The organism is Paenibacillus sp. USDA918EY, assembly GCF_009870825.1.
GTDB classification, from domain to species: Bacteria; Bacillota; Bacilli; order Paenibacillales; family Paenibacillaceae; genus Paenibacillus_AQ; species Paenibacillus_AQ albilobatus.
Window position 1 is genome coordinate 25,774 of record NZ_WTWY01000008.1, and the last position, 26,723, is coordinate 52,496.

At 53.5% G+C, this 26,723-nt stretch carries 19 protein-coding genes and 1 other annotated feature; of the genes, 15 read left to right on the forward strand and 4 right to left on the reverse strand.

The annotated features are described in order from the left end of the window. Positions 1-44 precede the first annotated feature (44 nt). Positions 45-1,244, reverse strand: a complete 1,200-nt coding sequence (locus tag GQY55_RS17250; protein WP_160043118.1) for a sensor histidine kinase — start codon at positions 1,242-1,244, stop codon at positions 45-47. 73 nt (positions 1,245-1,317) lie between these two features. Next, positions 1,318-1,773: a CcdC protein domain-containing protein gene (locus tag GQY55_RS17255; protein ID WP_160043119.1), complete on the reverse strand. Its 456-nt coding sequence runs from the start codon at positions 1,771-1,773 to the stop codon at positions 1,318-1,320. Between the two features lie 548 nt (positions 1,774-2,321). Between GQY55_RS17255 and abc-f the strand changes: the two genes are divergently transcribed. The 4 genes from abc-f to GQY55_RS17275 all read left to right on the forward strand — a co-directional run bounded on the left by abc-f (position 2,322) and on the right by GQY55_RS17275 (position 11,191). After that, positions 2,322-4,163 (forward strand): ribosomal protection-like ABC-F family protein, encoded by a 1,842-nt coding sequence (abc-f, locus tag GQY55_RS17260; protein WP_160043120.1) that lies wholly within the window; start codon positions 2,322-2,324, stop codon positions 4,161-4,163. A 110-nt stretch (positions 4,164-4,273) separates the two neighbouring features. Continuing rightward, positions 4,274-4,539, forward strand: a binding site (T-box leader). A 142-nt stretch (positions 4,540-4,681) separates the two neighbouring features. After that, positions 4,682-5,716 carry a phenylalanine--tRNA ligase subunit alpha gene (gene pheS, locus GQY55_RS17265; protein ID WP_160043121.1) on the forward strand — a complete coding sequence of 345 codons (1,035 nt, stop codon included), beginning with the start codon at positions 4,682-4,684 and terminating at the stop codon, positions 5,714-5,716. Positions 5,717-5,765: 49 nt separating this feature from the next. Then, complete coding sequence (gene pheT, locus GQY55_RS17270) at positions 5,766-8,213, forward strand: phenylalanine--tRNA ligase subunit beta (RefSeq protein WP_160043122.1); 2,448 nt, start codon at positions 5,766-5,768, stop codon at positions 8,211-8,213. A 113-nt stretch (positions 8,214-8,326) separates the two neighbouring features. Next, positions 8,327-11,191, forward strand: a complete 2,865-nt coding sequence (locus GQY55_RS17275) for a hypothetical protein (protein WP_160043123.1) — start codon at positions 8,327-8,329, stop codon at positions 11,189-11,191. A gap of 189 nt (positions 11,192-11,380) precedes the next feature. Here the strand turns inward: GQY55_RS17275 and GQY55_RS17280 are convergent, their stop codons facing one another. Then, entirely contained in the window at positions 11,381-11,770 is a 390-nt protein-coding gene (locus GQY55_RS17280; protein WP_160043124.1) for a cytochrome C oxidase subunit II, read from the reverse strand. 267 nt (positions 11,771-12,037) lie between these two features. Here GQY55_RS17280 and GQY55_RS17285 point away from each other — a divergent pair, with 267 nt between their 5' ends. Next, a complete protein-coding gene (locus GQY55_RS17285) occupies positions 12,038-13,180 on the forward strand; it encodes a GGDEF domain-containing protein (protein WP_160043125.1) in 1,143 nt (380 codons plus the stop codon). 74 nt (positions 13,181-13,254) lie between these two features. Here the strand turns inward: GQY55_RS17285 and GQY55_RS17290 are convergent, their stop codons facing one another. Continuing rightward, positions 13,255-13,608, reverse strand: a complete 354-nt coding sequence (locus GQY55_RS17290) for a phage holin family protein (protein ID WP_160043126.1) — start codon at positions 13,606-13,608, stop codon at positions 13,255-13,257. A 298-nt stretch (positions 13,609-13,906) separates the two neighbouring features. Here GQY55_RS17290 and GQY55_RS17295 point away from each other — a divergent pair, with 298 nt between their 5' ends. The 10 genes from GQY55_RS17295 to GQY55_RS17340 all read left to right on the forward strand — a co-directional run bounded on the left by GQY55_RS17295 (position 13,907) and on the right by GQY55_RS17340 (position 26,710). Then, on the forward strand, positions 13,907-16,273 hold the full coding sequence (locus tag GQY55_RS17295) for an endonuclease MutS2 (protein ID WP_160043127.1): 2,367 nt from the start codon (positions 13,907-13,909) through the stop codon (positions 16,271-16,273). Positions 16,274-16,319: 46 nt separating this feature from the next. After that, on the forward strand, positions 16,320-16,739 hold the full coding sequence (locus GQY55_RS17300) for a DUF350 domain-containing protein (RefSeq protein WP_160043128.1): 420 nt from the start codon (positions 16,320-16,322) through the stop codon (positions 16,737-16,739). 103 nt (positions 16,740-16,842) lie between these two features. Then, entirely contained in the window at positions 16,843-17,394 is a 552-nt protein-coding gene (locus GQY55_RS17305; protein WP_160043129.1) for a hypothetical protein, read from the forward strand. Positions 17,395-17,493: 99 nt separating this feature from the next. Continuing rightward, positions 17,494-18,714, forward strand: coding sequence for an MFS transporter (locus GQY55_RS17310; protein WP_160043130.1), 1,221 nt, complete (start codon positions 17,494-17,496; stop codon positions 18,712-18,714). Positions 18,715-18,969: 255 nt separating this feature from the next. Next, a complete protein-coding gene (locus tag GQY55_RS17315; protein WP_160043131.1) occupies positions 18,970-19,737 on the forward strand; it encodes an ABC transporter ATP-binding protein in 768 nt (255 codons plus the stop codon). Then, positions 19,724-21,655, forward strand: a complete 1,932-nt coding sequence (locus GQY55_RS17320) for an ABC transporter permease (protein WP_160043132.1) — start codon at positions 19,724-19,726, stop codon at positions 21,653-21,655. The genes GQY55_RS17315 and GQY55_RS17320 overlap by 14 nt, the downstream gene beginning before the upstream one ends. Before the next feature lie 13 nt (positions 21,656-21,668). Beyond that, entirely contained in the window at positions 21,669-22,037 is a 369-nt protein-coding gene (locus GQY55_RS17325) for a YxeA family protein (RefSeq protein WP_160043133.1), read from the forward strand. A 183-nt stretch (positions 22,038-22,220) separates the two neighbouring features. Further along, a complete protein-coding gene (locus tag GQY55_RS17330) occupies positions 22,221-24,422 on the forward strand; it encodes a M1 family metallopeptidase (protein ID WP_160043134.1) in 2,202 nt (733 codons plus the stop codon). A gap of 135 nt (positions 24,423-24,557) precedes the next feature. Then, positions 24,558-25,271, forward strand: coding sequence for a response regulator transcription factor (locus GQY55_RS17335; RefSeq protein ID WP_160043135.1), 714 nt, complete (start codon positions 24,558-24,560; stop codon positions 25,269-25,271). Next, complete coding sequence (locus tag GQY55_RS17340) at positions 25,268-26,710, forward strand: sensor histidine kinase (protein ID WP_160043136.1); 1,443 nt, start codon at positions 25,268-25,270, stop codon at positions 26,708-26,710. Before GQY55_RS17335 ends, GQY55_RS17340 begins: the two co-directional genes overlap by 4 nt. Positions 26,711-26,723 lie beyond the last annotated feature (13 nt).

Consider the following 26,723-nt stretch of genomic DNA (forward strand, 5'->3'; position numbering starts at 1 on the left):
GTACCTGAATAACTTCGGAACAATCGCTCATTTGCGGGGATTCTCTAACCTTTCTTTTTCGGCAGCTGCGCCACAAGTTCCAATCCATGGGGGTGTATCGTACGGATCGCGAGAGAGCCTCCGGCTTTTTCGCATCTTGCCTTCATCGCCGACAGGCCGAATCCCGGCTTGACGGGAGACTCGGCCCGACCGTTATCGCGAATGGTCATGGTGATGCGGTCGCGCTCCCCCGACAGCCGAATTTCGGCTGCGGTCGCCTCGGCATGGCGCAAAACGTTCGTCAATCCTTCCTGTAGGATGCGGTACAGCACGTCGATTTGTTCGGGCGGAATTTGTTCGTGCAGATCGGCGGCAAAATCGGCCTCAAGCCCGCTTCGTTCGGCGAAGTTGTCGGCAAGCTTTTTCAGACCGGTCATGCCGGTATGGGAGAGACCCATTTCATGAACGACCGCCCGGACGTCCTGCAGGCACCCGCGGGCGATTTCGGTCACGCTTTGCAGCGCGGAGCGCGCTTCGTCCGGGGCTGCCCGGATCATGTACGGCAGCGCCTGCAGCTGCACGATGACGGAGGTCAGACCATGCCCGATGCTGTCGTGGATATCCGCGGCGATCCGGCTCCGTTCTTCCAGAACGGCATAACGGAGCGAACGTTCGGCGGCCTCTTCCAGCTCCAGATGGGCCTCGTGAAGTTGAGCGTAGGCTTGTTCAAGCTGTTGGTGCGCTTCCGTAAGCTCCCGTAAATGCCGCTGTTCCATCCTGCGCGCGTCCTTCCGGACTTTGCTGCCCCACATCAGCAGGTAAATGCCGGCGAGTCCCATCCCATGGGTAAACAACGATTCGGGTCCCTGTCCGCTCACATAAAAGAGGAGGAAAAGGCTCGCAACGCAGGTAGCAGCCGTAAAAATGGCGGAGTGCGCCGACGGCACCCATGAGGTGACCCATCCCGTAAGGAAGATGAGCACGATATAAACCGTCGCGTTCAACCCTTCGGCAAGCCAAAACGACATGGTGCCGATCCAAAGGATCGACGCGGCCGCAAGAATAATCCAGGGGCGCTTGAACCGGACCGGCATCCATAACAGCGATAAGCAGCCAATCATCAGGGCCGCGCCAGGCAATGCCTCATGGAGCGGGGCGCGGCTCAGGTTTTGAACCATGGAGAAGGCGAGGATGAGGGTGAACAGCAGGCTGCGCACGCGTGTGGCGGCGCCCGGTATTTTTGGATCGGCCTTGCTGTTTTGCATGGCGGTTACCTCCAAAACAAAAGATGCGGGCAGTCAAAGGCGAAACATGAACGGACGCCCGAGGCGCTTTCGGTTACATGCCGCGCCGGCTCAACATGGCTTGATAACGCCGGTAAATGACGATGCGGCGGGCACAAATCGTGCCAAGCGGAATGAACATCAGCGCATTCGCGAAGCTGACGAAGGAGTGCGTCTGCCCCCAATGTTCCGCAAACAGCCTGAGGGCGAGCACGGCGACAAAAATAAGCATGCTGACCATCGAGCCCTGCGTGACAATGCTGCCGTCCTCGCGGACGCGCATTTTTTCCAGTTTACCTCTGATGACGCCAAGAGCCAATCCGACGACGACGCATAAGGCAAACATGCCGGCTTCGAGGACGCCGACCGACTGCCATTGGATCGCGGGCAGCACCATAAACGCCCACAAGGCCGGGATGATCCACATACTTACGGGTTTCACGGTTCTTTTTCTGGCTGAAAGCAATAACACAAGCACAATGATAATAATATAGTTGGAAGAATTCGTCATCGTTAACCACCTCATGATTATACTTTTTTTAAAACTTCGTTCATGTCATGATTCAAGAATATCAACAGATCCGGCGGCCGGAATCCCACCGCGAGTCGATTCTTTATCCCGGGAGTACATCCGGAGATGTACGCGGGGGTTCTTCCAGGCTTCCCTTCCTCGGATAAATTTGATACAATGGCATCGAGCATTTCATCCTAACGAATCGAGGTAACCACAATACCAATGGATACACATGGCTATTCTCTTTAATCTGCATGCCGACATGAATATGTTGCACAGGCAGTTTTCTCGCGCCAAGCGCAGGGAAGAGAGTGGTTATGTCTATTTTTCGGGATTCGTGGGCCCAGTTAAGGATGCGGAGTGCTTTTTTTTCGCGTTTTTGGAGGCGTATAGGGAAGCAGCGTTCCGGGTTGCAGTCATGCTCCGGGTCGATGGCTCCGTATGTCCGCGTATGAACGAATAGGCATCATCCTATTTTGAATCCCTGCCGTAGGCGAGCTGCCTGCGGTTTTTCTTATTTTTGATTTCAAAAGGATGATGCATAGATGATGAATATTATGAAAGCAAAACAGCTAACCAAGGAGTTTAAAGGCAAAACGATTTTTGAAAACGTGGATTTCGAAATTTTCGAAGGCGAACGGGTGGCGTTATTCGGCGCCAACGGAGCCGGCAAAACGACGCTGCTCAACATCCTGACGGGGCGGCTGGCCCCGGACCGCGGCAGCGTGGAACGCGGACTGCCTCTCGAACAGTGGGGAATGATGGAGCAGGGCTCCGAATCGCTGATGTCCTTGAAAACGCTGGATGCGGCGGGATGCGACAGCGGGGAGGTTTGGCGCGCGAAGCAGAACCTGAAGCAGCTTGAACAGCGGCTCGCGGATCCTTCCGCTTCGGAAGACGGCACCGTGCTTGACGCTTATGGACAAACGCTGGAGCGTTATGAACAGCTCGGCGGGTTCCAGTGGGAAATCGAACTCGAGCGAGTGCTTACCATGCTGAATATCGGACCGGAGTTATGGGAGCTTCCTTTTGCGGATCTGAGCGGCGGCCAGAAAACGCGGGTACGGCTGGCGGCGCTGCTGGCCAAACGCCCGGCGTTTCTGCTGCTTGACGAACCGACCAACCATCTCGACGGTGAAAGCATGGCCTGGCTCGAAACTTGGCTTAACCAATACGACGGCACGGTGTTGATCGTTTCCCATGACCGGACCTTCCTGGATCGGGTGGCGACGGGAATCTGGGAGCTGACCCCGACCGGCGCAAAAAAATACAAAGGCGGCTATTCCGACTACAAACGGGAGAAGGAGCGGGAGTTGAGGGAGCAGGAGGCGCTGTACAAAAAGCAGAAGCAGGCGAAGGAAGCGCTGGAAGAGTCGATCCGCCGTTACCAGGAATGGTTCCACCACGCCGAAAAATCGGCCGATAAAAATACCGAAACCAAAGCCGCCACTCCTTATTACAAAGCAAAAGCGAAGAAAAACATTTCCAGGTACCATGCGAAGCAAAAAGAATTGGAACGATTGGAAAAGGACAGCGTGCAGAAACCGAGGGATACGCCGAAGGTCCATATGCAGCTTGGGGACGGAGGGTTTGCGGCCCGCTACCTGCTTCGGCTGGAAGACGTAACCTTCGGTTATGATGATGCACCGCTGTTCCGGGATTTGGACTTTGATCTGTCCCGAGGCGACCGGATGGCGGTAAGAGGCCCGAACGGCAGCGGCAAATCCACCCTTCTGAAGCTGGTGCTCGGCGAGCTTGAACCGGATCAAGGGAACGTGTGGATGCATCCTGCGGTTCGCATCGGTTATTTTTCGCAGGAGCTGGAAGGCTTGAATTTGGATGAAACGCTGCTGGACAGCTTGCTGCGCCTGCCGGACATGACGGAAACGCATGCGCGCACGATTCTGGGCTGCTTTCTTTTTTCGCGGGAAGACGTGTTCAAAAAAATCGGCAATCTCAGCATGGGCGAAAAATGCCGGGCGGCGTTCCTGCAGCTCTATTTCAGCGGCGCCAACCTGCTTGTGCTGGATGAGCCGACGAACTATCTGGACATCCAGACGCGCGAGGTGGTCGAAGAGGCGCTGGCTTCGTATCCCGGGGCACTGCTCGTCGTGTCCCATGACCGGATGCTGGTCCGCAAGCTGGCGAACCGCCTGCTGACGCTTTCCCCGGACCATGAAGCTGCGCTGTTCGAAGGCACGGTGGAGGAAGAAGAGGAGCGCATAGCTAGGCATGGGGGAGTTTTAAATGAAGATCCGGAGCGGGAAAACCGGAGGCTCGCGCTTGAATGGGAAATCGCCAGGCTGCTCGAGATCGATGAGGCGGAGGGCGCCGAAGAGCGCATCCGGCAAATTCGTTCGCTGCGGAAGGAACTGGAGAGCCTTTAATTCCGATGCGAACGGGGCGGTGGCTTGCCACCGCCGCCCTTTTTGCTTATAATAGATGACTATAGTGTGCAAGATGAAGTAAACGTCATATATTGATGTTCAACAACAAAACAAATGCCATGATGGAGACAAGTACGCAGTGCCGCTTTACAGGGAGGAGACGCCGGAGATTGAGAGCGTTTCTATAGGGACAGGGCTGCCGAAATTCCCTCCGGAGCAGTTCCCTGAACCTTTTGTCCGGCGCGGCCGGCACGGGGCAGTAGGGGAAACCGGTTTTCGTGCCGTTAACGACGAATCAGAGTGAGAACAGGCATGCCCGTCTGCGGGCGATATGCGGTTCTAACAAGGGTGGTACCACGGTCTTTTCGTCCCTTTTGGGGAGAAAAGGCCTTTTTTGTTTTTTGTAAAGCTTCAGGGATCAGGTTCGGGTCCAGTGTTCCTCTTCGTTGCGGGGAGGCTGCCGAATCGCCCTTGAGGCGAAAGAGGTACGTTTATTTTGAGAAGGAGGCAGGAAAAAGATGAAGGAGAAACTCGAAGCGCTGCGGCAGGAAGCCCTGGACCAGCTGCAGGGAGTAGAGGATGTGCAGCAGCTGAATGACCTGCGCGTCAAATATTTGGGCAAAAAAGGCGCGCTGACGGAAATTTTGCGGGGCATGGGCGCGCTGAGCGCCGAGGAACGCCCGGTCATCGGCCAGGTGGCCAACGACGTGCGCGGCGCGATTGAAGCGGTCATCGAATCGAAACAGGAAGCATTCCAGAAAGCCGAAACCGAAAAACGCCTGCAGGCGGAAAAAGTCGACGTGACGCTGCCTGGACGCAAAATGAAGCAGGGCGGCGTTCATCCGCTGAACCGGGTCATCCAGGAAATCGAAGAAATTTTCATCGGCATGGGGTATGAAATCGCCGAAGGGCCGGAAGTGGAGACGGACTATTACAACTTCGAGGCGCTGAATCTGCCGAAAAACCACCCGGCGCGCGACATGCAAGATACGTTCTACATTACGGAAGACATTTTGATGCGGACGCAAACGTCGCCTGTGCAAGTGCGGACGATGGAAAAGATGCAGGGGCATGTGCCTGTCAAAATTATTTGCCCGGGCAAAGTGTACCGCCGCGACGACGATGACGCGACGCACTCCTTCCAGTTCAACCAGATCGAAGGTTTGGTCATCGGCGAAAATATCCGGATGAGCGACCTGAAAGGGACGCTGCTCCAATTCGTGCAAAAAATGTTCGGGCCCGAAACCCAAATCCGCCTGCGTCCAAGCTTCTTCCCGTTCACCGAGCCAAGCGCCGAAGTGGACGTGACCTGCGCAAGATGCGGAGGCAGCGGCTGCCGCGTGTGCAAGCAAACCGGCTGGCTCGAAATTTTGGGCTGCGGCATGGTGCACCCGGAAGTGCTGCGCAAAGGCGGCTACGATCCTGAAGTATACAGCGGATTCGCTTTCGGCATGGGGCCGGACCGGATCGCGATGCTCAAGTACGGCATTGACGACATTCGTCATTTCTATAATGGGGATATGGCATTTTTGAAACAGTTCGCCCGCAGGTAAAGGAAATTGCGAACGGACATGAAATCAGGAAAGAAGGAAGGGACCCGGGATGAAAGTATCAACAGAATGGTTAGCGGACTATGTTTCGCTTGAAAACGTGGCGGCCGAAGAGCTTGCCGAACAAATCACGCGCGCGGGGATCGAAATCGACGAAATCGAAAACCGCAACAAAGGCGTCTCGAAGGTCGTTGTCGGCTACGTAAAAAGCAAGGAAAAACATCCGGATGCGGATAAGCTGAACGTCTGCATCGTCGATGCCGGACAAGAAGAAGACCTGCAGATCGTGTGCGGCGCGAAAAACGTCGCCGCAGGCCAAAAGGTGCCGGTGGCGCTCGTCGGAGCGAAACTTCCCGGAGGGCTGGAAATAAAAAAAGCCAAGCTGCGCGGCGTCGCGTCGCAAGGCATGATCTGCTCGGCGAAGGAGCTCGGCATGAACGACAAGCTTCTGCCAAAGGAACAGCAGGAAGGCATTCTCGTGCTGCAAGAGAACGTACAGGTCGGCACGCCGATCGGAAATGTACTCGGCTTGGACGACAAGGTGCTGGAATTCGACCTGACGCCGAACCGTTCCGACTGCCTCAGCATGATCGGCGCGGCTTACGAAGTCGGGGCCATTCTCGGCCGCGACGTGAAGCTGCCGAAACCGGAAAAGGAACTGATGGAAATCAGCGATGCGGCAGCCGACCATATTTCCGTCAACATCAGCGCTCCGGAGCAATGCAGCCACTATGCCGCCAGATACATTACGGGCGTGAAAATCGGGCCGTCCCCGCAGTGGATGCAAAACCGATTGATGGCCGCGGGCGTGCGCCCGATCAACAACATCGTCGATATCACGAACTATGTCATGCTGGAATACGGCCAGCCGCTGCATGCGTTTGACGCCGATCAGCTGGAGAACGGCGCGATCGACGTCCGCCTTGCCAAGGAAGGCGAAACGCTGGTCACGCTGGACGGGCAGGAACGCAAGCTGGAGCCGCATATGCTGCTCATTACCGACGGCGTTAAACCGGTCGCGCTTGCCGGCGTCATGGGCGGGCTGAATTCCGAAGTGACGGACGGCACGGTGAACATCCTGCTCGAATCCGCCAAGTTCGACGGCGGTACGGTGCGGAAAACGTCCAGACAGCTGGGACTCCGCTCGGAAGCGAGCCAGCGTTTCGAGAAGGAAGTCGATCCAAGCGCCGTCATTCCTGCGCTCAACCGGGCGGCGGAGCTGATCTGCCGTTATGCGTCCGGCGCGGTTCATAAAGGCATCGTGGAAGCCGGATCGGTAAACGCGGAAGAGAAGGTGATCGTGCTTTCCTTCGACAAGCTGAACCGTTTCCTTGGCACCGATCTGTCGATGCTGGAGGTCAAAACGATTTTCAATCGCCTTCATTTCAGCTGTGCCGACACCGCGCAGGGCGTGCTTGAAGTTAAAGTGCCGACGCGGCGCGGAGACATTACGCTGGACGTGGATTTGATCGAAGAGATTGCCCGCCTGTACGGCTACGACAACATCCCGACGACGGCGATCGAAGGCAAAACGACGCCGGGCGCTTACACGAAGGCGCAGGCGATCCGCCGCGATATCCGCAAGATGTTTACGCATGGCGGATGGCAGGAGGTCATTACGTATTCCTTCACGCATCCGGAGACGACCCGCTTGTTCCCGGCCTTGACCGAGGGCAGCCATGCCGTCAAGCTGCTGATGCCGATGAGCGAGGAGCGCAGCGTCCTCCGCACCAGCATCATTCCGAACCTGCTGGACGTCGCCGCGTATAACGCCAACCGCAAGCAAAACGACCTTGCCGTGTTCGAGATCGGGAACGTGTTCTATACGAACGAAGAGCAGCTGACGGTTCAGCCGAAAGAATTGCCGGTGCTGTCGCTGCTGCTTTGCGGCAGCCGCGCGGAAAAACAGTGGAACCAAACGCCGGAGAAGGTCGATTTCTTCGATCTGAAAGGCGCGCTGGAAACGTTGTTCGGATTCCTCGGCCTCGAGGACAACATCCGTTACGTGGCGAATCAACCGGAAGGATATCATCCGGGGCGCTCCGCTTCCCTATATTTGCAGCATGGCACGGAGCAGATTCTGATCGGCACGATGGGCCAGGTGCATCCGCAGCTTCAGCAGGAGCGCGACCTTGGCGACGTATATACGGCGGAAATTTTGCTTCAGCCGCTATATGATCATACTAGTGAAGACATCAGATACCGCGAGCTTCCTCGCTTCCCGGCATCCGAACGCGACATCGCCGTCGTCGTCGACGAAAGCGTGGAAGCCGGAGCGATGCTGGAAGCCATCCGCGAAGCGGCCGGAGAATTGCTGCAGTCCGTGCAGGTATTCGACGTGTACACGGGCAGCAAGCTGGGCGAAGGCAAAAAGAGCGTCGCGATTTCGACGGTCTACCGCCACAACGAACGCACGCTGACGGATGAAGAGGTATCCGCGGCGCATGCAGCCGTAGTCGGCCGCCTGGAGCAAACTTTTCATGCAGAATTGAGAAAATAGCAGGAATTGAACGAAGCCGCATCGAATCCATGTACATATACGATTCGATGTGGCTTTTTTTGCGGAAAAAACAGACATCTCAGACCAACACAATACGAAGGAGGGCGCAAGCAGTGACTACACCCGATCGTACCCGCGTCACCGTAGAGATCTACGGGACTTCTTATAAATTGGTAGGCAGCAGTGCCGATTACATGAAAAAAATCGCCGCTTACGTCGATGAGCGGATGAACACCATTTCCAAAAGCCATGCCCGGCTCGACACGATGAAGCTTGCCGTGTTGACCGCCGTGCATATGGCCGAGGAAGCCATTCAGATGCAAGAGCTTCAGAGCGAGGTCAAAATGCTGACCGGCGAAAGAAGCGAGCTGCGGAGCGAGCTGGCGAAGCTGCATGCGCTCCGCGCGGAGCAGCAGGAGGCATACGAAAAACTCCAGGCCGATCATAAGGCGAGCCGGAAAGAGATGGAGGAGCTTCGGAAGCAGTGGGAGTCCGAACGCTCCGGGCTTCAAAAGCAGTTGGAGGACACCAAAGGATCCTTAAGCGCCGAACTGCAGAAAACCCGGGCTTCGCTCGGCAAAGAGCTGGAAGACGCGCGCGCTTTGCTCAAGAAGGAAACGGAAGCGAAGGAAGCGCTGCAGCGCAAGGAAAAACAGGCGGCAGAGCAGCATCAAAGGGACCGTCAATCGCTAGAAGCGCGGCACAAGGCGGCGGTGCAGGAGCTTGAGAAGGGGCATGCCGCTGCCCTGCAGGCGGCGGAGCAGAAGCAGCAGGAACTGCTCAAAACGGCCGAAGAAAAGCATTTGGCCGCATTAAAGGAAGCCCGCGAGAAGCACGAAGCGTCCCTGCGCGAGGCGGAGCAAAAACATCAAACGGCCATCGAGGGCTTAAACAAACAGTTGAACGAGCTTCGGGGAGGGAGCGCCCAGCTGCAAGGCAAGCTCCGAAGTCTTCAGGAGGAACTGCAGCAGTCGAAAAACGCGTATGCCAAACTTCAGGAGCAGCACCAGGCGGCGCTCAAGAAAGAAGAGGTTTCCCAGACCGAACTGAAGACGCTTCGGGAGCAGCAGGTCAGACTGAATGGACAGATCAACGGTCTCAAGGAGGAAGCAGCCCTTGCGGAAGAGGAACAACGCCGCATGCAAAAGCTTCTTGAAGAATACGGCGCGTCCGCCCAAAAGCAGAAAGCGGAGCTGGAAAAGCTGGCGGCCGATGCGGCTTCCTGGCGCAGCCAGGCGGACAAGCACAAGGAAGAAATCGGCGATTTGGAGCTTCGGCTGCTGGAGGCCGGAGAGCAGAACGATACGCTCGAAGCCGGCATGAAGTCACTGCACGACGAGCTGAGCGTGCTTAAGGAGCAGCTGGAGGAAGAGAACCGGAAGGCGGAAGCCGCGGAGCGGAAGAACGAAGAACAGCGCGCCCTGCTGGAACAGCAGCAGCGGCAGATCGAATACTTGAACAAGAAGCTCGAAGACCTGGACGAAACGCTGCAGCTGCAGGAGCTTTCCATCGAAGAGCAGCAGGAGCTGCTTGCGGCCAAGGAGCAGCTTCTCCGGGAACGTCAGGAGCAGCTTGATTCAAGCCAAGAGCTGATCCAAACGCTGCAGCAGTCGGTGCAGGAAAAAGACGGAATCCGGAAGAAGCTGGAAGGAGAGCTTCTTGAAAAAGAAGCTGCGCAAGAGCAGCTTCAGCGCGAGTTCGATGAAAAAGAAGCTGCGCAAGAACAGCTTCGGCGCGAGCTCGATGAAAAAGAAGCCCGATACGAGCAGCTTCGGCGGACGCTCGAGGAAACCGAGGCCGGATACGAGCAGCTCCAGCGGACGCTGGAGGAAAAAGAAGCGGGGTATGCGAAGCTTCAGCAAATGCTGAAGGAGAACGAAGCGCATTCCGAACAGCTCCACCGGACGCTCAAGGAAACGGAAGCGCAATGCGAACAGCTTCAGCTCGCGCTTGACGGGAACAAAGCCCAAGCCGAGGAACTTCGGAAGGCGCTTGAGGAAAGCAAGGCGAATAGCGCGGATTTCCGAGAGGCTTTGAAAGAACAGCAGGCGCGGTATGCGGAGCTGGAGCAGGCAGCGGAACAAAAAGAAGCCGGGCTTACGGAACTGCGGCATTCGATGGAAGAAAAAGAAGAGCAGTACCGCAAGCTGCAGCGCCAGCACGGCGAAACGCTGCAGCAGCATGAGATGCTGAAGGATCAGTACGATCAGCGGCTCCGGGAACAGGATGAGCTGCTGAACCAGATGGCCGAAACAAGCGAACGGTGCGACCGCCTTGAAAGGGAGCTTGCCGAACTTGAGGCGTCTTATCGGGAGGCTGAACTCCAGGTCAGTGATTTCAGGCAGAAACATAGCGGCTTGGAACGCCTCTATCAGGAGCACATGAACCAATACGAAAATTTGAAGCAGCAGTACCAAGGTTTGCAAAAGCAATACGAGGAGCTGCAGCGGAAGGTCGCCGAAATGAAACGGCAGCAGGAAGATACCGAAATCGAGTATTTGATGGTGCTGGAGGAAAAGGATGAAGCGATCCGGAAGGCGGAGGAGCTGACGCGGATGCTGGATGAAGCCGCCGATCGGGAAAACGAGCAGCGGGAGCTGCTCCGCAATAGCGAGCTCGCGCTTCAGTCCTATCAGGAAAAGCTGGAAGAGATGATGAGCCGCGAGGAGCATTGGAACAGCAAGGAATCGGAGCTGCAGGCGGAGCTTGCCGAATGGCAGCGTCAAATTGCCGCAGGAGAAGAGAAGCTGGACAAGCTGCAGAACGAGAAGGAACGCGCGGCGGCCGAACTGCGCGAGGTCGGCGAAAACTTCGAGCTAATGGCCAACCAGTACCGTCTGCTGCAGGCCGAGCTTGAGCTTCAGCAGGAGAAAACGGAGGAGCTGCAAAAGGAACACAGCTTGCTCCAGGATGAATACGCCAAGCTGCAAACCGAATACAACGAGTGGATCGAACTGATCGAACAGGACCAAAGCTGATCGCGTTCCCTAAAAGACAGACAATCCCCCTACAGCCGCAAGCAGGAGCATATCATGACGCGTTCCTTTCTGCAGTCTGTAGGGGGATTTGCTTGGGTCCGTCCGATCGTCGAAGATCCCTATACCCTTTTGTTATTTGGACGGGTTTCGGTTTGCGGACCGTTATTTGTCGAGATGACCCGCCTGATGTTATTCGTCCACGATCACTTTGGCGATCATGGCCGTATGTCCCGCGCCGCAAAATACCGAGCAGGTCATTTCGAACGTGCCGGCTTTATCCGGTGTCACGACTTGGGATTTATGTTTGTTGTCGAGCTGGAGTTCGAGAGCCGGAACCAAAACGCCGTGGATCCCTTCCGCATTGTCGAGCGAAATTTTGACGGGAACCCCTTTTTTGAGATGATATTCCTGTTTATCGAACGAATAATTCGTCGCTTTGATGACCAGCTCTTCGCTGGGGGCAACGCCCGTGTCGGTGACGCCGCCGTTTGCGGTTGAAGCATCCTCCTTATTTTTTCCGCAAGCGACAAGCGTCAGGAGAAGCATGCAGGAAAGAACCAAAGCAATGGTCTTTTTCAATCGTGAACCCTCCTCAAAACTTTAATTTTGAAGTAATTCTAGTAGTCATCATACCCCAAAATTGGAAGAACGGAACGTTGCTCATTTGAATAATTGGTGAATTCATAACGCAAGTCGTCAATAAAGGAACCAATCCAATGAATTTTCAAGAATTTTACAGCTCGAGATGTATTTTGACTTAATGTTAAGTTATAATGATAATCACGATTCCTTATGTTTTTCCTTGTAAGTTTATTTTTTCCTAAAGAGTAGGGGATTGACTTTTTCATGGACGGGAACAATGTTCTTTTGGAGGATCGGTGGCACCGAAAAATATTAAACGCTTACTGGATCGTCATGCTGATGTTTCTGCTGGCCCAGGCCGTTTTTTTGCTGTCCGGCGGAGCCCACCCGGGCGGGGCGGGAAAAGGGGCGGGCTTCTGGCTGAGGTGGGCCGGCTCGAACGGGCTGACCGTGCTGCTGCTCGTCATGACCGAAACGTGGCTGCGCTGCTGGCCGAAACATCATAAAAAGGCGATCGCGGCATGCGGTTTTTTGATCTCGTACATGTTTTATTTTATTACCCAGCCGACCGCGGACGGATCGCAAACCGCGCTGCTGCTTCCCGTTGTCATCTCCGTCGTCTATTTTGACCGAAAAATGCTGTTCAGCTTCGGTGTTTTTACCATTTTGACGTACATACCGATTTATTTTTTGATCGAACGTCCGCTATATCAAAAACCGATCGAGGAATTCATTCAGGTCGAAAGCGTGTTTGTGGTCAGCCTGCTGATTGGAAGCACGATTTTGATCCGGGTGAAGGAATTTGCCGGGTATTTGAAAACGGTCATGAAGTCGGAACAGCAGCTTCTCGTCGAAAAAACCATTTCGGACAAGCTGCTTAAAATGGATGCTTTGACGGGGCTTTACAATCATAAAACCTTTCACGAATATTTGGACGCGCTGCTGCAGCATTCGGAGAAATACCATCTGCCGTTGCAGCTGGCGATTATCGATATCGACGGATTCAAAAAGGTCAACGATTCGTACGGGCATTGGGTCGGCGACCTCGTGCTCAAGCAGGTGGCTGCAACGATCACTTCCATCATGATGCCGAACGATTTCGCGGCCCGGTATGGAGGGGAAGAGTTTGCGGTTATTTTCGCGGATAAAACGCTGGCGGAGGCAGAAGCCATCACGGAAAAGCTCCGTTTAGGAATTTCCGCCCAGGAGCACCCGAACCTGAAAGGCCGGCCGGTGACGGTGAGCATCGGGTTATGCGATTACCGGCCCGGGGACGACAAGGAAACGTTGTTCTGCAAGGCTGACATCGCGTTATATCATGCCAAGCGGACAGGCAAAAACAAAGTGGTGACGGCTTCCGATGCGATTTTGGCCGACTCGCCCGAGGGCAAGGTGGCTTCCATCTGATCCGAACCATAACCATGACAGGCGAAATGAAAAACCCTCCTGCTTCCATGGGAACAGGAGGGTTTTTGCATGTGTTATTTATGGTCTTTGGCTGCATTGAAGGCGGACACCGGAATGAACAGGTCGATAATCCCGATCACGAGGGCGGCAAGGATCGCACCAAGGATGGTGACGCTGACTCCGCCAACGATAAATTGGGCGATGTAAATGACCAGCGCGCTGACCACGAAGCCGACAATGCCCCGACCGAACGGCGAAACTCGTTTGCCGAAGATTCCTTCAATTACCCAGCCAAGCAAAGCAATGACCAGGGCCAACAGCAGAGCGCTCCAGAATCCACCGACGGAGAATTGCGGAACGATCCAGCCGACAACCATAAGCACAATCGCGGAAACGATAAATCGTACGACATGACCCAGAAAATGCATGCAATTGGCCTCCTTTGCGTAGAAAGTACGTTGTATGAACCATTTCGTAATGCTTGTTAATGCCGTTCATTAGGAAATGGGTTCTGTATGCATCGTTTATTGTATTCAATTTGAGCAATGTTATGTATCGGACTTGTCCTGATTTATTGGAATTTCCGCTTTGGCCATTTTGAAGGCAAATAGCGAAGGCGAGCATGTTTCGTATATAATAAAGAGCGATATGGGGATTTGCAAAAAAGCTGACTGCGGCAGCACACGGTTTGCAGGTCCCGATGCATGAGAGGAGTAGTGAATTTTCTTGGACGATAAAATTTTGCATACAATGGAATACCGCAAGATTTTAAATACATGTGCCGGCTATACCCAGACCTCCATGGGCAAACAAATCACGGAAAACTTAAGGCCGGACATCGACCTCGAGTCGGTCAAAAAACTGCTGCAGGCGACCGATGAAGCCTATACCGTGGAACGTCTGAAAGGAACGCCGTCCTTCGGCGGAATCAGCGACGTTTCGGCGGCGCTGAAACGGGCGAAAATCGGCGGCACGCTGAATCCGCACGAGCTTTTGGCGATCAGCAACACGACCGGAGGCGCAAGACGCATCAAGCGTTTCATCTCGCAAATGAACGAGGACGAGCCTCTTGCGCTGCTCGTAAGCATCAGCGAAAACATTTCGGAGCAAAAAGCGCTGGAGGACGCCATTAAGGCATGCATTTCGGATGAAGCGGATGTGCTGGATTCCGCAAGCTCTGAGCTTGCCCAAATCCGCCGCGAGCTCCGCTCCGGCGAAGTGCGCATCCGCGAGAAGCTGGATAACATGATCCGTTCCTCGTCCGTCGCCAAAATGCTGCAGGACCAGCTCGTGACGATCCGCGGCGACCGTTTCGTCATTCCGGTCAAAGCGGAATACCGTTCGTATTTCGGCGGCATCGTGCACGACCAATCCGGTTCCGGCGCAACGCTGTTTATCGAACCGGAATCGATCGTGGCGATGAACAACAAGCTCCGCGAAACCCGAATGAAAGAGGAACGCGAAATCGAGGTCATTTTGCAGAAGCTGACGGCCAAAGTGGGCGAGCAGGCGGATTTGTTGCTGTTCGACCTCGATCTGGTCGGCCAGCTCGACTTTATTTTTGCTAAAGGCCGCTTGGCCCATGCGATGAAAGCATCAAAACCGATCATGAACGACCGGGGGTTCCTGAAGCTTCGCAAAGGGCGCCATCCGCTCATCGATATGGAGAAGGTTGTCCCGATCGACGTGGAGCTGGGGAATTCCTACACGTCCATCATCGTCACGGGCCCGAATACCGGCGGGAAGACGGTAACGCTGAAAACGATCGGCTTGCTCAGCCTGATGGCGATGTCGGGGATGTTCGTTCCGGCGGAGGAAGGCAGCCAGCTATGCGTATTCGACGCGATTTACGCCGATATCGGGGATGAGCAGAGCATCGAGCAGAGCCTCAGTACCTTTTCAAGCCATATGACGAACATTATCCGTATTTTGAAAAACATGACGCCAAAAAGCCTCGTGCTGCTGGACGAGGTCGGTGCGGGCACCGATCCGGCGGAAGGCTCCGCGCTTGCGATCGCGATTTTGGAGCATATCCATCAAATGGGCTGCCGCATGGTCGCAACGACGCACTACAGCGAGCTGAAGGCTTACGCTTACGAACGAAAATCCGTCATCAACGCGAGCATGGAGTTTGACGTAAACACCTTAAGCCCGACGTATCGGCTGCTTGTGGGCGTGCCGGGCCGAAGCAACGCGTTTGCGATTGCGGAACGGCTTGGGCTGCCGAACCAAATTCTTGATTTTGCGCGCGGCCAAGTCAACGAAGAGGATCAGCGCGTTGAGCATATGATCGCATCGCTCGAGGAAAACCGCCTTGGCGCGGAAGTGGAGCGGGAGCAGGCCGAAAAGCTGCGGCAGGAGATGGAGCAGCTGCGCAGCAGGCACCAGCAGGAGCTGGAGAAACTCGAGCAGCAGCGCGACCGGTTGATCGAAAAAGCGCAGGCGGAAGCGAAAGAGGTTATTGCGAAAGCGAAACGCGAAGCGGAGGAAATCATCGGCGATCTCCGTCAGCTCGCCAAAGAAGAAGGCGCGGCGGTCAAAGAGCATAAGCTGATTGCAGCACGCAAAAGGCTTGACGATGCCGAGCCGCAGCAGCGCAAAAAATCGGCGGCGCGAAACAAACCGAAGGCTCCCCGCAAAATCGAAGCGGGCGACGAGGTCATGGTGTACAGCCTGAACCAAAAAGGCCATGTCGTCGAGCTGGCCGGATCTAAAGAAGCGGTCGTGCAGCTCGGCATCATGAAAATGAAAGTCGGCCTGGATGACCTGGAGCTGGTGCAGACGCACGAAGCGGCGGCCAAACAGACTCAGCGGCAGGCGACGACGGTGAAGCGCACCCGGGACGACAACGTCCGGACCGAGCTTGATTTGCGCGGCGCCAATCTTGAAGAAGCGTTGATCGAAGTCGATCGTTTTATCGACGAAGCTTTCCTTGGCAACTTGGGTCAGGTGTACCTGATTCACGGCAAAGGCACAGGCATTTTACGGAAGGGAATCACCGATTATTTACGCAGGCATAAACACGTCAAGAGCTTCCGTCTCGGCAATTACGGCGAAGGCGGAACAGGCGTGACGGTTGCGGAGCTTAAATAATCGGCCGGTTAAAGGCTGACGTGCAGCGATTGAAGGAGGCAGGACGATGAAAAATGGGGTGGATCAGATGCTTTCCCATCCGCTTGGGATTTTGATCGGTTATTTTTCGGTAGCCATTTTGGGCTTGATCGTATTTTTGTACCTGTTTGAGCTGGTCGCCAGATATAATTGCTGGAAGGAGATCAGCCGCGGCAACGTCGCGGCATCCCTGGCGACCGGCGGCAAAATTTTCGCCATAGCCAACGTGTTAAGGTACAGCATCGAGGCGAAAACAACCATATACGATACGATGAAGTGGGCCGTTTTTGGTTATATTTTGCTGTTTGTGGCGTATTTGCTGTTTGAGTTTTTAACTCCGGTATTTTCGGTCGACGAGGAAATACGCAAGGATAACCGGGCGGTAGGGATCATCTCCCTGCTGATCTCGGTATCCCTGTCTTATGTCATCGGGGCTTGTATTTATTAGGGGGAAAAAATGAAGAACCTGATAAGAATTTTATTCGTGGCCGCTTTAATCTTTTTTATCGTCGGCATCTATTATTTAATGAATCATTGAGGAGTGAATGGCAATGGAAACGACCGTTTGCCCATGGTGCCAGACGGAAATCGTCTGGGACGAGGAAATTGGACCTGAAGATGCTTGTCCATACTGCCAAAACGAATTGAAGGGGTATCGGACGCTGAGCATCCAGCTCGGGGAAGAGGAAGAAGAGCCCGCGGAGCATGAGGAATGGGAAGACGAAGGCGGCGATGACGACGCGGCGTATTGGGGACAAGAGGATATGCGGCATAATCTTCCCCCTTCTATCCGTACGCTGGATAAATTCGAAGAGAGCCATGATTTGATGAATTACGAGGAAACCGTGGAAAAAATATTGGATGAGCAGGAGGAAGTGCCGGAATGTCCGAAATGCCGCGACTACATGATTTTGGCCGGCACCCAGCAGATTACAGGGGACAGCTTTGCGCCGGCGCAGTTCAGCGCGATGAAGTCGCCTGTCATTCAGCCTCCTTTCCGGGTCAATATGTATATTTGCACGGGATGCTTCCATGTTGAAACCAATTTGTCCGAAGAAGACCGGCTGCGCATGGTGGACCATTTGAGCCGCGGCAACGCTTAACCGCTCATGGACCCTGAATGCACATGATTTTTTAAATGATATTCCTCCCTTTGGGGTATGTTAAGACCGAACATGTCCGGCGATCCAAAGGGGGGACTTATGAAAACGAAGGCACATTTGAACCGCCAATCGCTGCTACTCTTGGCCGTGAACGGGTTGATCGTGCTGGCGGGCGCCCTTTCCGGCACCTTTTTGAACGTGTATCTATGGAAAAGCAAACAGGATTACGCGATGATCGGCTGGTTTACCGTCGCCCAACAGGTGGCTATCGGGCTTACCTTTTGGCTTGGCGGCAAGTGGGTGAAAGAATACAACAAGATGAACGCCCTGCGTGCAGGCATCGTTCTTTCGGGGCTGTTTTATCTGCTGGTGTTATGGGCAGGGCCGAACGCGGTACGTTGGATCTGGCCGCTGGGGCTGCTGCTTGGCATTGCAATGGGACTCTTTTGGCTTTCGTTCAACGTCGTTTATTTCGAAGTGACCGACCGGGTCAACCGGGATTTGTTTAACGGCTGGGTCGGGCTTCTCGGTTCGGTCACCGGCATCGTCGGCCCCTGGTTTTCGGGGCTGCTGATTACGTGGCTTAAGGGCGATCGGGGATACAGGGTCGTGTTTACGATCTCGCTGGTGATTTACGGCCTTTGCGTCTTCCTTAGTTTTTTTCTGAAAAAAAGGGAGAGAGGCAGCGGCTACAGCTGGGCGGAGCCCATCAGCCAGCTGCGCAGCAAAGGGAATCCGTGGCGGTGGATGACGCCGGGGCTTGTGGCCCAAGGCGTACGCGAAGGGGTTTTCGCCTTCCTGATCGGCCTGCTCGTGTTCGTGGCGACGAAGCAGGAATCGAAGCTGGGACAATTTACGCTGATTACGTCAGCGATATCGCTTCTGACTTATTGGGTTGCCGGGAAGTGGTTCAAACCCAAATTCAGAAGTCCGGGGATGCTTGTCGGAGCCCTGCTGCTGTGGATTGTCATTCTCCCGCTGTTGTGGAAAAACGGCTACGGTACCCTGCTGGCGTTCGGGATCGGGACGGCGGTGTTTATGCCGCTGTATATTTTGCCGATCACCGCGGCGGGGTTCGACTTGATGGGCAGGAGCGACGAAACGGTAGAAAAACGGGTCGAGCTGGTCGTCCTGCGCGAGCTGAGCCTGATGGTCGGGCGGCTGCTCGGAACCTTTATTTTCATCGCCGTGCTGATGGTCAGCAGGACGCCGCTCACCATCACCATGCTGATGCTTGTTCTCGGCGCATCGCCGATTGTCAGCTGGGTGTTCGCCCGCAAGCTGCTGAAGGCGGAAAAGTCGGCCGTAACAAATAAGTAGTAATATGGTATTTTTGGAACCCTCGGGGTGACGCTGAAAAAGCGCCCCGGGGGTTTTCTTGTGTCTATAGCATTGGGGGGTTATTTTCCGTTGTGAAATTTAAGGTTGCTGTAAGGTTGGGATTAAAATGCTGTAAGGTTGGGGCTTTAAAATTAGGTTTGTGATGGTGAGTAAGCTCTTACGTCAAACGCCTTCATAATAGCGGTACCTCGCACAAAGTAAAGATCAAAGATTATTCATTTAAGGAGTAACCAAATGAAAACCATACTGCAAGCAAAAAACGTAAACAAAACCTTTGGCACAAAAGGAAACCTATATACGGCGCTGCAAAACATCAACCTGAGCATTGAAGAAGGGGAGTATGTCGGCATCATGGGCCCGTCCGGGGCGGGGAAATCGACGCTGCTGAACATCTTCTCGACCATCGATACGCCGACCTCCGGCGAAATCACGATCGACGGGCAAAACATCGTTGCCATGAACGAGGAGAAGCTGTCCGATTTCCGTCGGAATAAACTCGGGTTTATTTTTCAGGACTACAATCTGCTTGATACGTTGACGGTCAAGGAAAACATCCTGCTCCCGCTGGCCTTATCCAAAGTCCCGGCAGCCGAAATCGAAAAGCGGGTTGAGGAAATCGCCGATACGTTCGGCATTCGCGAGATTCTCGATAAGTACCCGTACCACATTTCGGGGGGACAAAAGCAGCGTGCGGCGGCATCGCGGGCGATCGTGTCGAATCCGAGCCTGATTTTGGCGGACGAGCCGACCGGCGCGCTCGATTCGAAATCGGCGACCGGGCTGCTGGAAAGCTTGAGCAAGCTGAACCGGCACAATCAAGCGACCATCCTGATGGTTACGCATGACGCTTATGCCGCGAGCTTCTGCAAGCGGGTCATTTTCATCAACGACGGCCGGCTGTTCAAGGAGCTTCATAAGGAAGGCATGACGAGACAAGCATTTTTCGGACAGATTCTTGAGGTATTGGCGACGCTCGGAGGTGGGCATCATGACGCTGTTTAAGATCGCCGGGAAAAACATCCGGAAAAATTTCACGAATTATTTTCTTTATTTCGCATCGATGATTTTCAGCATCGTCATTTACTTTACGTTCGTGTCCTTGAAATACGACAGCACCATCGCATCCGCATCGGAAGGATCGCAGAAGATCAGCTCGGCGTTCAGCGGGGCGGCGGTCGTATTGATCGTTTTCGTGGCGGTGTTCATCTGGTATTCGAATTCGTTTTTCACACGGAAGCGCAAAAAAGAGGTCGGGCTGTATTCGCTGCTTGGCGTCCGTAAAAAACAGATCGGGCGGATGCTTTTTTACGAGAATTTCCTGATGGGCATTCTGGCCCTGATCGTCGGAATTGCGCTTGGATCGGTGCTGAGCCGGTTTTTTGTCATGATTTTGATGAAGGTGATGGGTTATTCCGTTGTGGCGAATTTCTCCATTTCTCCGGCTGCCATCTTGAATACGTTCCTGGTGTTCATGATCATCACGCTGATCACGTCGGTCCAAGGCTATCGCCTGATCTATCGTTTCAAGCTGATCGAGCTGTTCAAGGCAGACCAAGAGCGTGAGAAAGAACCAAAGTCTTCCGTGATCATTGCGTTATTATCCGTGGCACTTATCGGGTTCGGCTATTGGCTTGCGCTGCAAAACTTGCTTACGTCCAAGGCATGGGCGGCGATGGGCTTCATGCTGACTCCGCTCGTTATACTGATCTCGGTCATCCTGGGCACATACCTGCTGTTTAACACGTTAACCGTTACGCTGTTGAAGATGGCCCGAAAACACAAAAAAAGCTACTGGCGCGGACTGAACCTGATCGGGACTTCCCAGCTGCTGTACCGGATGAAAGGCAACGCGCGGACACTGACGATCATCGCCGTGCTGAGTGCAACGACGCTGACGGCGGTCGGAACCGCGTACAGCATCTATTACAACAACCGGACGAACGCGGCGGTTGCGAATCCGAACAGCTATATGTTTATCGGGGTGGACAGTAAGGCCGCAGGAAAAGCCGATAAGGCGATCGAGCAGGCTGCGGGGCATAAAGTGCTTTACCATGAGTCCATTCCTCTCCTTGAGGTAGATGCGGACACCTCCGGCCTGAATCATGCTCAAGGATCAGATGAGCAGTCGTTTACCGTCTTATCAAACCGCGAGTTTAACCGGTTGGCCAAGCTTCAGGGGCGGGACGATGCCGTAAGCCTTGAAGGCAGCGAAGCCGCGGCGCTCGAGCCGGGCTATATAGAAGGCATTTCGCCGGAGTACGTCGATTCGTCGATCAAGCTGAAGGGAAAAGGCATCAATAAAACCATCCGATTCAAAGCATTAAAAAATTACAGCGTGCTGAATCTTGGATCGGTCTATTCCACCATTGTCATCAGCGACGACATGTTTGCGGAGCTTAAGCCGAATGCCAAGGCCATGGCTGTTGAAGCATACGGCATCACGCATCAGGACAAGGCGAAGGAGCTGACGAAGCAGCTGGAAGTCATTTTGCCTGAGAAAGCTAAGCTTTCAAGCTTTTACAGCGATTATTCGCGGGGAATGGAATCTTCCGGCCTCTTGATGTTTATGGGTGGATTCCTCGGACTCGTGTTCCTGGCGGCAACAGGCAGCATCATTTACTTCAAGCAGCTGACGGAAGCCGGGAGCGACAAAGCCCGTTATGCGATTTTGCATAAAATCGGCGTCAAAAAACGGGAAATCCGCAAATCCGTCGCCAAACAGGTACTGTTCATCTTTGCCCTGCCGCTTGCTTTCGGCATCGCCCACTGCGCCGTCGCCCTGTCGGCTTTATCGAAGCTGTTGATGACCAACCTGGTCGTGCCTGTCGTGAGCTGCATGGGTGTCTATGTGTGCATTTACCTGATCTATTACTTCTTGACCGTGCGTGCGTACTGCAAAATCGTTACCAATACAAAATAAGGAGTGAACGGGAATGAAAAAAGGGATTATCGCTTTAGCCGTCGTTTTGATCGTTTTGGTCGGATTCGTCGTATTCATCCAAAACGTGAATTTGAACCGAATCGGTGCGGAGCAATATTACGTGCAGATTAACCAAGACGGAAAGAAAATAGAAGATAAGTCGGACGGTGGACAGAAGTATGTTTCTTACGAATACGCCCTGGAGGGCTTTGATTCTAACGGGAAGGAAAAAAACCTGACCTTTAGAGCATTCAAAGAACTGCGCAAAGATGCGTACCTGCGAATCTATGTGAAGGGGGATGGAGTCAGCTCCTACCAGGAGGTGCAGGCCGCGGAACTGCCCGAGGGGGCAAAACGGAAGCTGGAGACTGCCGGGAAATAGGTACCTGTACCGCCTGAGACATAAATTAGGGTTTTGCAAAATTCGATTCCTGCCGCTCCAGGGTACAATGTATAGGCGAATTAAAGCGTTTCGCTCTATATATTGCTGATTGGAAGTCACTTTCTGGACTTTTGCAAAATCCTCAAATAAATATCTTATTTCTGGATCAAGGGAGAGAAACCGATGAAAAAAACTGTTTTTAAAACCGTATCCCAAAAAACGCTGGCTTATTCGCTCGCATTTACGCTTGCGGCTTGCCCGCTGGCAAGCGCCGGTCATGTTCTGGCCGCGCCGGCAGCGGCATCCGCGGATTCCGTAGAGGCTGCGCAGGCGCATGCCCAAGCCCAAGTCGCGTACCGGATTAACGCTAGGCTCGACGAAAAAAATATGCGCATCCAAGGGAGCGAAACCGTTACCTACCGGAACACATCCAAAGATGCGCTGCGGAAGATCGTCTTCCATACGTTTGCCGATGCCAACCGGTCCAAAGCGACCCAAACGTCGATGTTTGAGCAAAACAACGAGGAGATCCGGAAGGAAAATCCGCAGAAGAAGCCGGAAGATTTTCTTGGCGGCATCTACATTCGCAGCGCGGCGGCTAACGGACAACCTTTGGTTTTTTCAAACAGCAATCAGGCTCTGACCGTTGAATTGAAGCAGGAGCTAAAGCCTGGGGAAGCGGTGACGGTTGAAATCGGTTTTGAGGTGAAAATTCCTTTCGGCATGCAGCGCCTGTCCTACTACAAAGACATCGTCAATGGCGCTCATTGGTTCCCGGTCATGTCGGTCTACGACGAGAACAAGCATGAGTGGGACAACAAGCCGTACAGCAAGACCTTCGAAACCGACTATTACGATTCATCCGATTTCGAAGTTCATATTAACGTGCCGGAAGCCTATCAAGTGCTGATGCCGGGAACGATCACCACGCAGGCGGACCCGAAAGAGCCCGGCCGGAAAGTCGTTACCGCCGTTGCCGACAACACCCGGGAGCATGTCTTTTTTGCCAGCCCGAATTATAAGGTGGAGAGCGTAACGCGTGACGGCCTGACGATTGAATATTATTATTTCGACAATATGCCGGACAAGAAAAAAATCGTCGATGAATACATCGACACCGCTTTTAAGGCTATTCAATTTTTCAGTGAAAAGTACGGGAAATATCCTTACTCTGAGTTCCGGATCGCGGAGTCGTACGTAGAGGGTGTGGCGGTCGAGTTTGCCCGGGTCATCCAAATGGGGCAAATCCGGCCGAATAGCGACCCGGCGCATGATACCACATTCGTGCACGAGATCGCCCATCAATGGTTCCATGCCTTGATCGGCAACGATTCGGAGAAAGAGTCGTTTTTGGACGAAGGGTTTGCCGATTTTTCGATGGTGTATTTTGCGGAAAAACAAGGCGATAAGCTGAACGGGTTCAAATCGATCCAAATCGATGATTGGTCTTATTTAGACAAGCCGATCGCCTCAAACAATACGGAAGCGGGGGACGAGGCCAACCCGGTCTTTTATAAAAAAGGACGCCAGGCCATCTACCAGCTGTACCGCATGGTGGGCGAGGACAAATTCGATGCGTTCATGCAGGAATATTTCAAGCGGTACGCGCACAAAAACGCGACGATCAGCGGGTTGCTGCACACCATCCAGGATACGCTAGGAGAGGAAGCGCGAAAGGAAATGGACAAAGCGCTGCATGATCCGCAGTTTGCTCTAAAGCCCGAATACCGATTGTCTGAGGCGGAAGAAGCGGCTTATTGGCGTGAACAGTTTAAAACCTCGTACCGTTCTTCCCTGTCCCAAATTCCGAATCTTCCGGCGGAAACGATGAGCCGCATCATGGATAAGGCGCTGCAGGGCGAACCGCTGACGATCGTGATGGGTGATCAGGCTGGCAGCAAAGCGAAAAAGCAACAGCAGACGATCTTGGCACAGCTTGAAGGGACTCTTGGGATCATGGGCATTCCATGCGAGGTCATTTCCGACCGGCAAACACTCAAGAAAAAGCTGAAAAAGGAGCTCGGAACGAGCAATATCATCGCCATCGGCAGCGCGAAAACGAACGGACTCATCCAGGCGCTCAAACCCGGCATCATGCAGAAATCGAAGGCCATCGGCTTCGACTGGAAAAGCCGGATGAACCAAACAGCTTCTTCAGGCGCTTATGTCATCAAACATCCGTATAATCAAAATCGCCTGCTCCTGCATTTTTTCTGGAACGGTGACGCCCTGAGCGACAACGCGGTCGAGCCGTTTGCGGAGCAAATGCTGAAAGCACTCAACTTTAGCACCGACTTTTATCAGTATTACGTTTTGAACAAAACAGGCCACGTCGCAACAGATAGAAAGATCGCTAACCCGATAGCGAAATTATTCGGCGAATAATAATAGAGTCTCTGGCCAATACACCCGTTTCAATATATGGTTATAGTAATGGAAGGGCGGGGAAGATGATTACTGAAGACTCGGCAGTTTAGCTGCCGGTCTTTTTCCCTATCTGCAGAAAGGAGATCGAACCGATTGCCGCTAAGTCAGAAAATATTGATCGTGGACGATGAAGAAGATATTTTGAAGCTCCTGAAAACGGTGCTGATCAAGGAAGGATTTGAGCACGTACATACCGCCGCTACGGCGAACGAAGGCTGGCTTCAGTTTCAGGACAAGCAGCCCGACCTTGTCATTCTGGACATTATGCTGCCGGACGGCGAAGGGTATGACGTATGCAAACAAATCCGCAGCGTTTCGAACGTGCCGATTTTCTTTTTGTCGGCCAAAACCGAGGAAATCGATAAAATACTTGGTTTTGCCATCGGCGGCGACGATTATATTACCAAACCGTTCAGCCCGAAGGAAGTGGCTTACCGGATCAAGGCCCGTTTCAGAAGAACGGAGGTTGCCCCGGATGAAGATAAGAACCAGCACGAACTGAAGGCAGGCCCGTTTGAGCTTGACGAACAAAAATTCGAACTGAAGAAAAACGGCGAAATCATCGAGTTGAAACCGAAAGAGCTCGGCCTCTTGACCTATTTGCTAAAGCACCCGAACCGGATTATAAGCAAGGAAAGTCTATACGAGCAGGTCTGGGGAGAGGAATCCTTCGGTTATGACAACACGGTTATGGTTCATATTCGGCGGCTGAGGGAAAAAATCGAGGAGGATCCTTCCAACCCGCAATATCTGGTGACCGTAAAGGGACTGGGATATAAGTTTGCCTTGGAGGAACCGGCCCGATGAAATGGCGGCTGACCGGCAGATACCTGGCATCCGTCGTCCTTATTGTCGTCATCGTCATATTTATTAACCTATTGGTGGTAGCCGGGCTTTTTATGTACCAGAGCATATCCCCTCAATACCCTTTCCATCAAGGAGATGCCTCGGCCGAGGCCATCACCCGCTCATTTAGCAAAGAAATCGTCGTTTCCGAATCGGGGATGGACATTACCAGGCAGGGGAAGGAAACGCTAGAGCGCAATAACGCCTGGGTTCAAATTCTGGACGAAAACGGCAAAGAGGTGTATGGCTATCGGGTGCCGCCTGAAGCGAAAACCAAATATACGCCGATGGATATCGTTCAGACCTACAAGTATATGGAAATAGAACTGATGTCGACCGTTTTTATCGGGGAAAAGCCTGGGAACGGGGAGCGCTACAGCTATTTGATCGGCTTTCAGGACCCTTATCTGGAGCGGAACATTCTCACCTATGATATTCGGAAGGTTGGACGGTTCCTTCAAATCGGAATCGTCATCGTTCTTTGCGTCGACGGCTTCATCGCGCTTTGCATTGCTTATTTGTTCAGCAAAAGGTTAACCCGACCGCTTTCCGCGCTCATAGACGGGATTAAACAGCTGGCTCATAAAAACTACCGGGTGCGCTACGAAACGAAAGGCATTTACAAGGACGTGTTTTACAACGTCAATGTCCTGACGGAGGAGCTGCAGGCAAGCGAATTGGAACGGAAAAAGCTGGACCGGATGAAAGAGGAGTGGATTGCCAACATTTCGCATGATATCAAAACCCCGCTTGCTTCGATTCAGGGATACGCCGAAATGATGCGAGACAAGGATTATGATTTTACGATCGAGGAAATACGGGATTACGCGGAAATTATTGAACGGAAGTCGCTTTATTTGAAAGACGTGATCGAGGATCTGAACCTTTCCACCCGTTTGAGAAACAAGGGACTGTCGCTAAATTTGAAAAGCATAAACATTGTCAGTCTCGTCCGGAACGCTGTTATCGATACGCTAAACGATGCCCGGTACGGCAACCGGAATATCGATTTCCGGTATAACGACGAAGTTATCCTCGTGGAGGCTGACGATATCCTGATTCGCCGCGCGGTCGCCAATTTGATCTACAACGCGGTCGTCCATAACGATGAGGATGTGGCCGTTCAAGTCCGTGTCGAGAAGGAAAGGGATTTCGTACGAATCGTTGTCGAGGATCATGGCAAAGGAATCAAGAAAGAAGAGCTGGAACGGATTTTCGATCGTTATTATCGCGGAACGAACACGGGCGAGCTGCATAAAGGATCCGGCCTCGGCATGGCCATCGCACACGATATCGTGGAGGCTCATGGAGGGGAAATCCATGTGGACAGCGAGCTTCACCAAGGAACCAGCATCGAGATCCGGCTTCAAATGAGAAAAGCAGGCCATGTCAACGGATGACACGGCCTGTTTT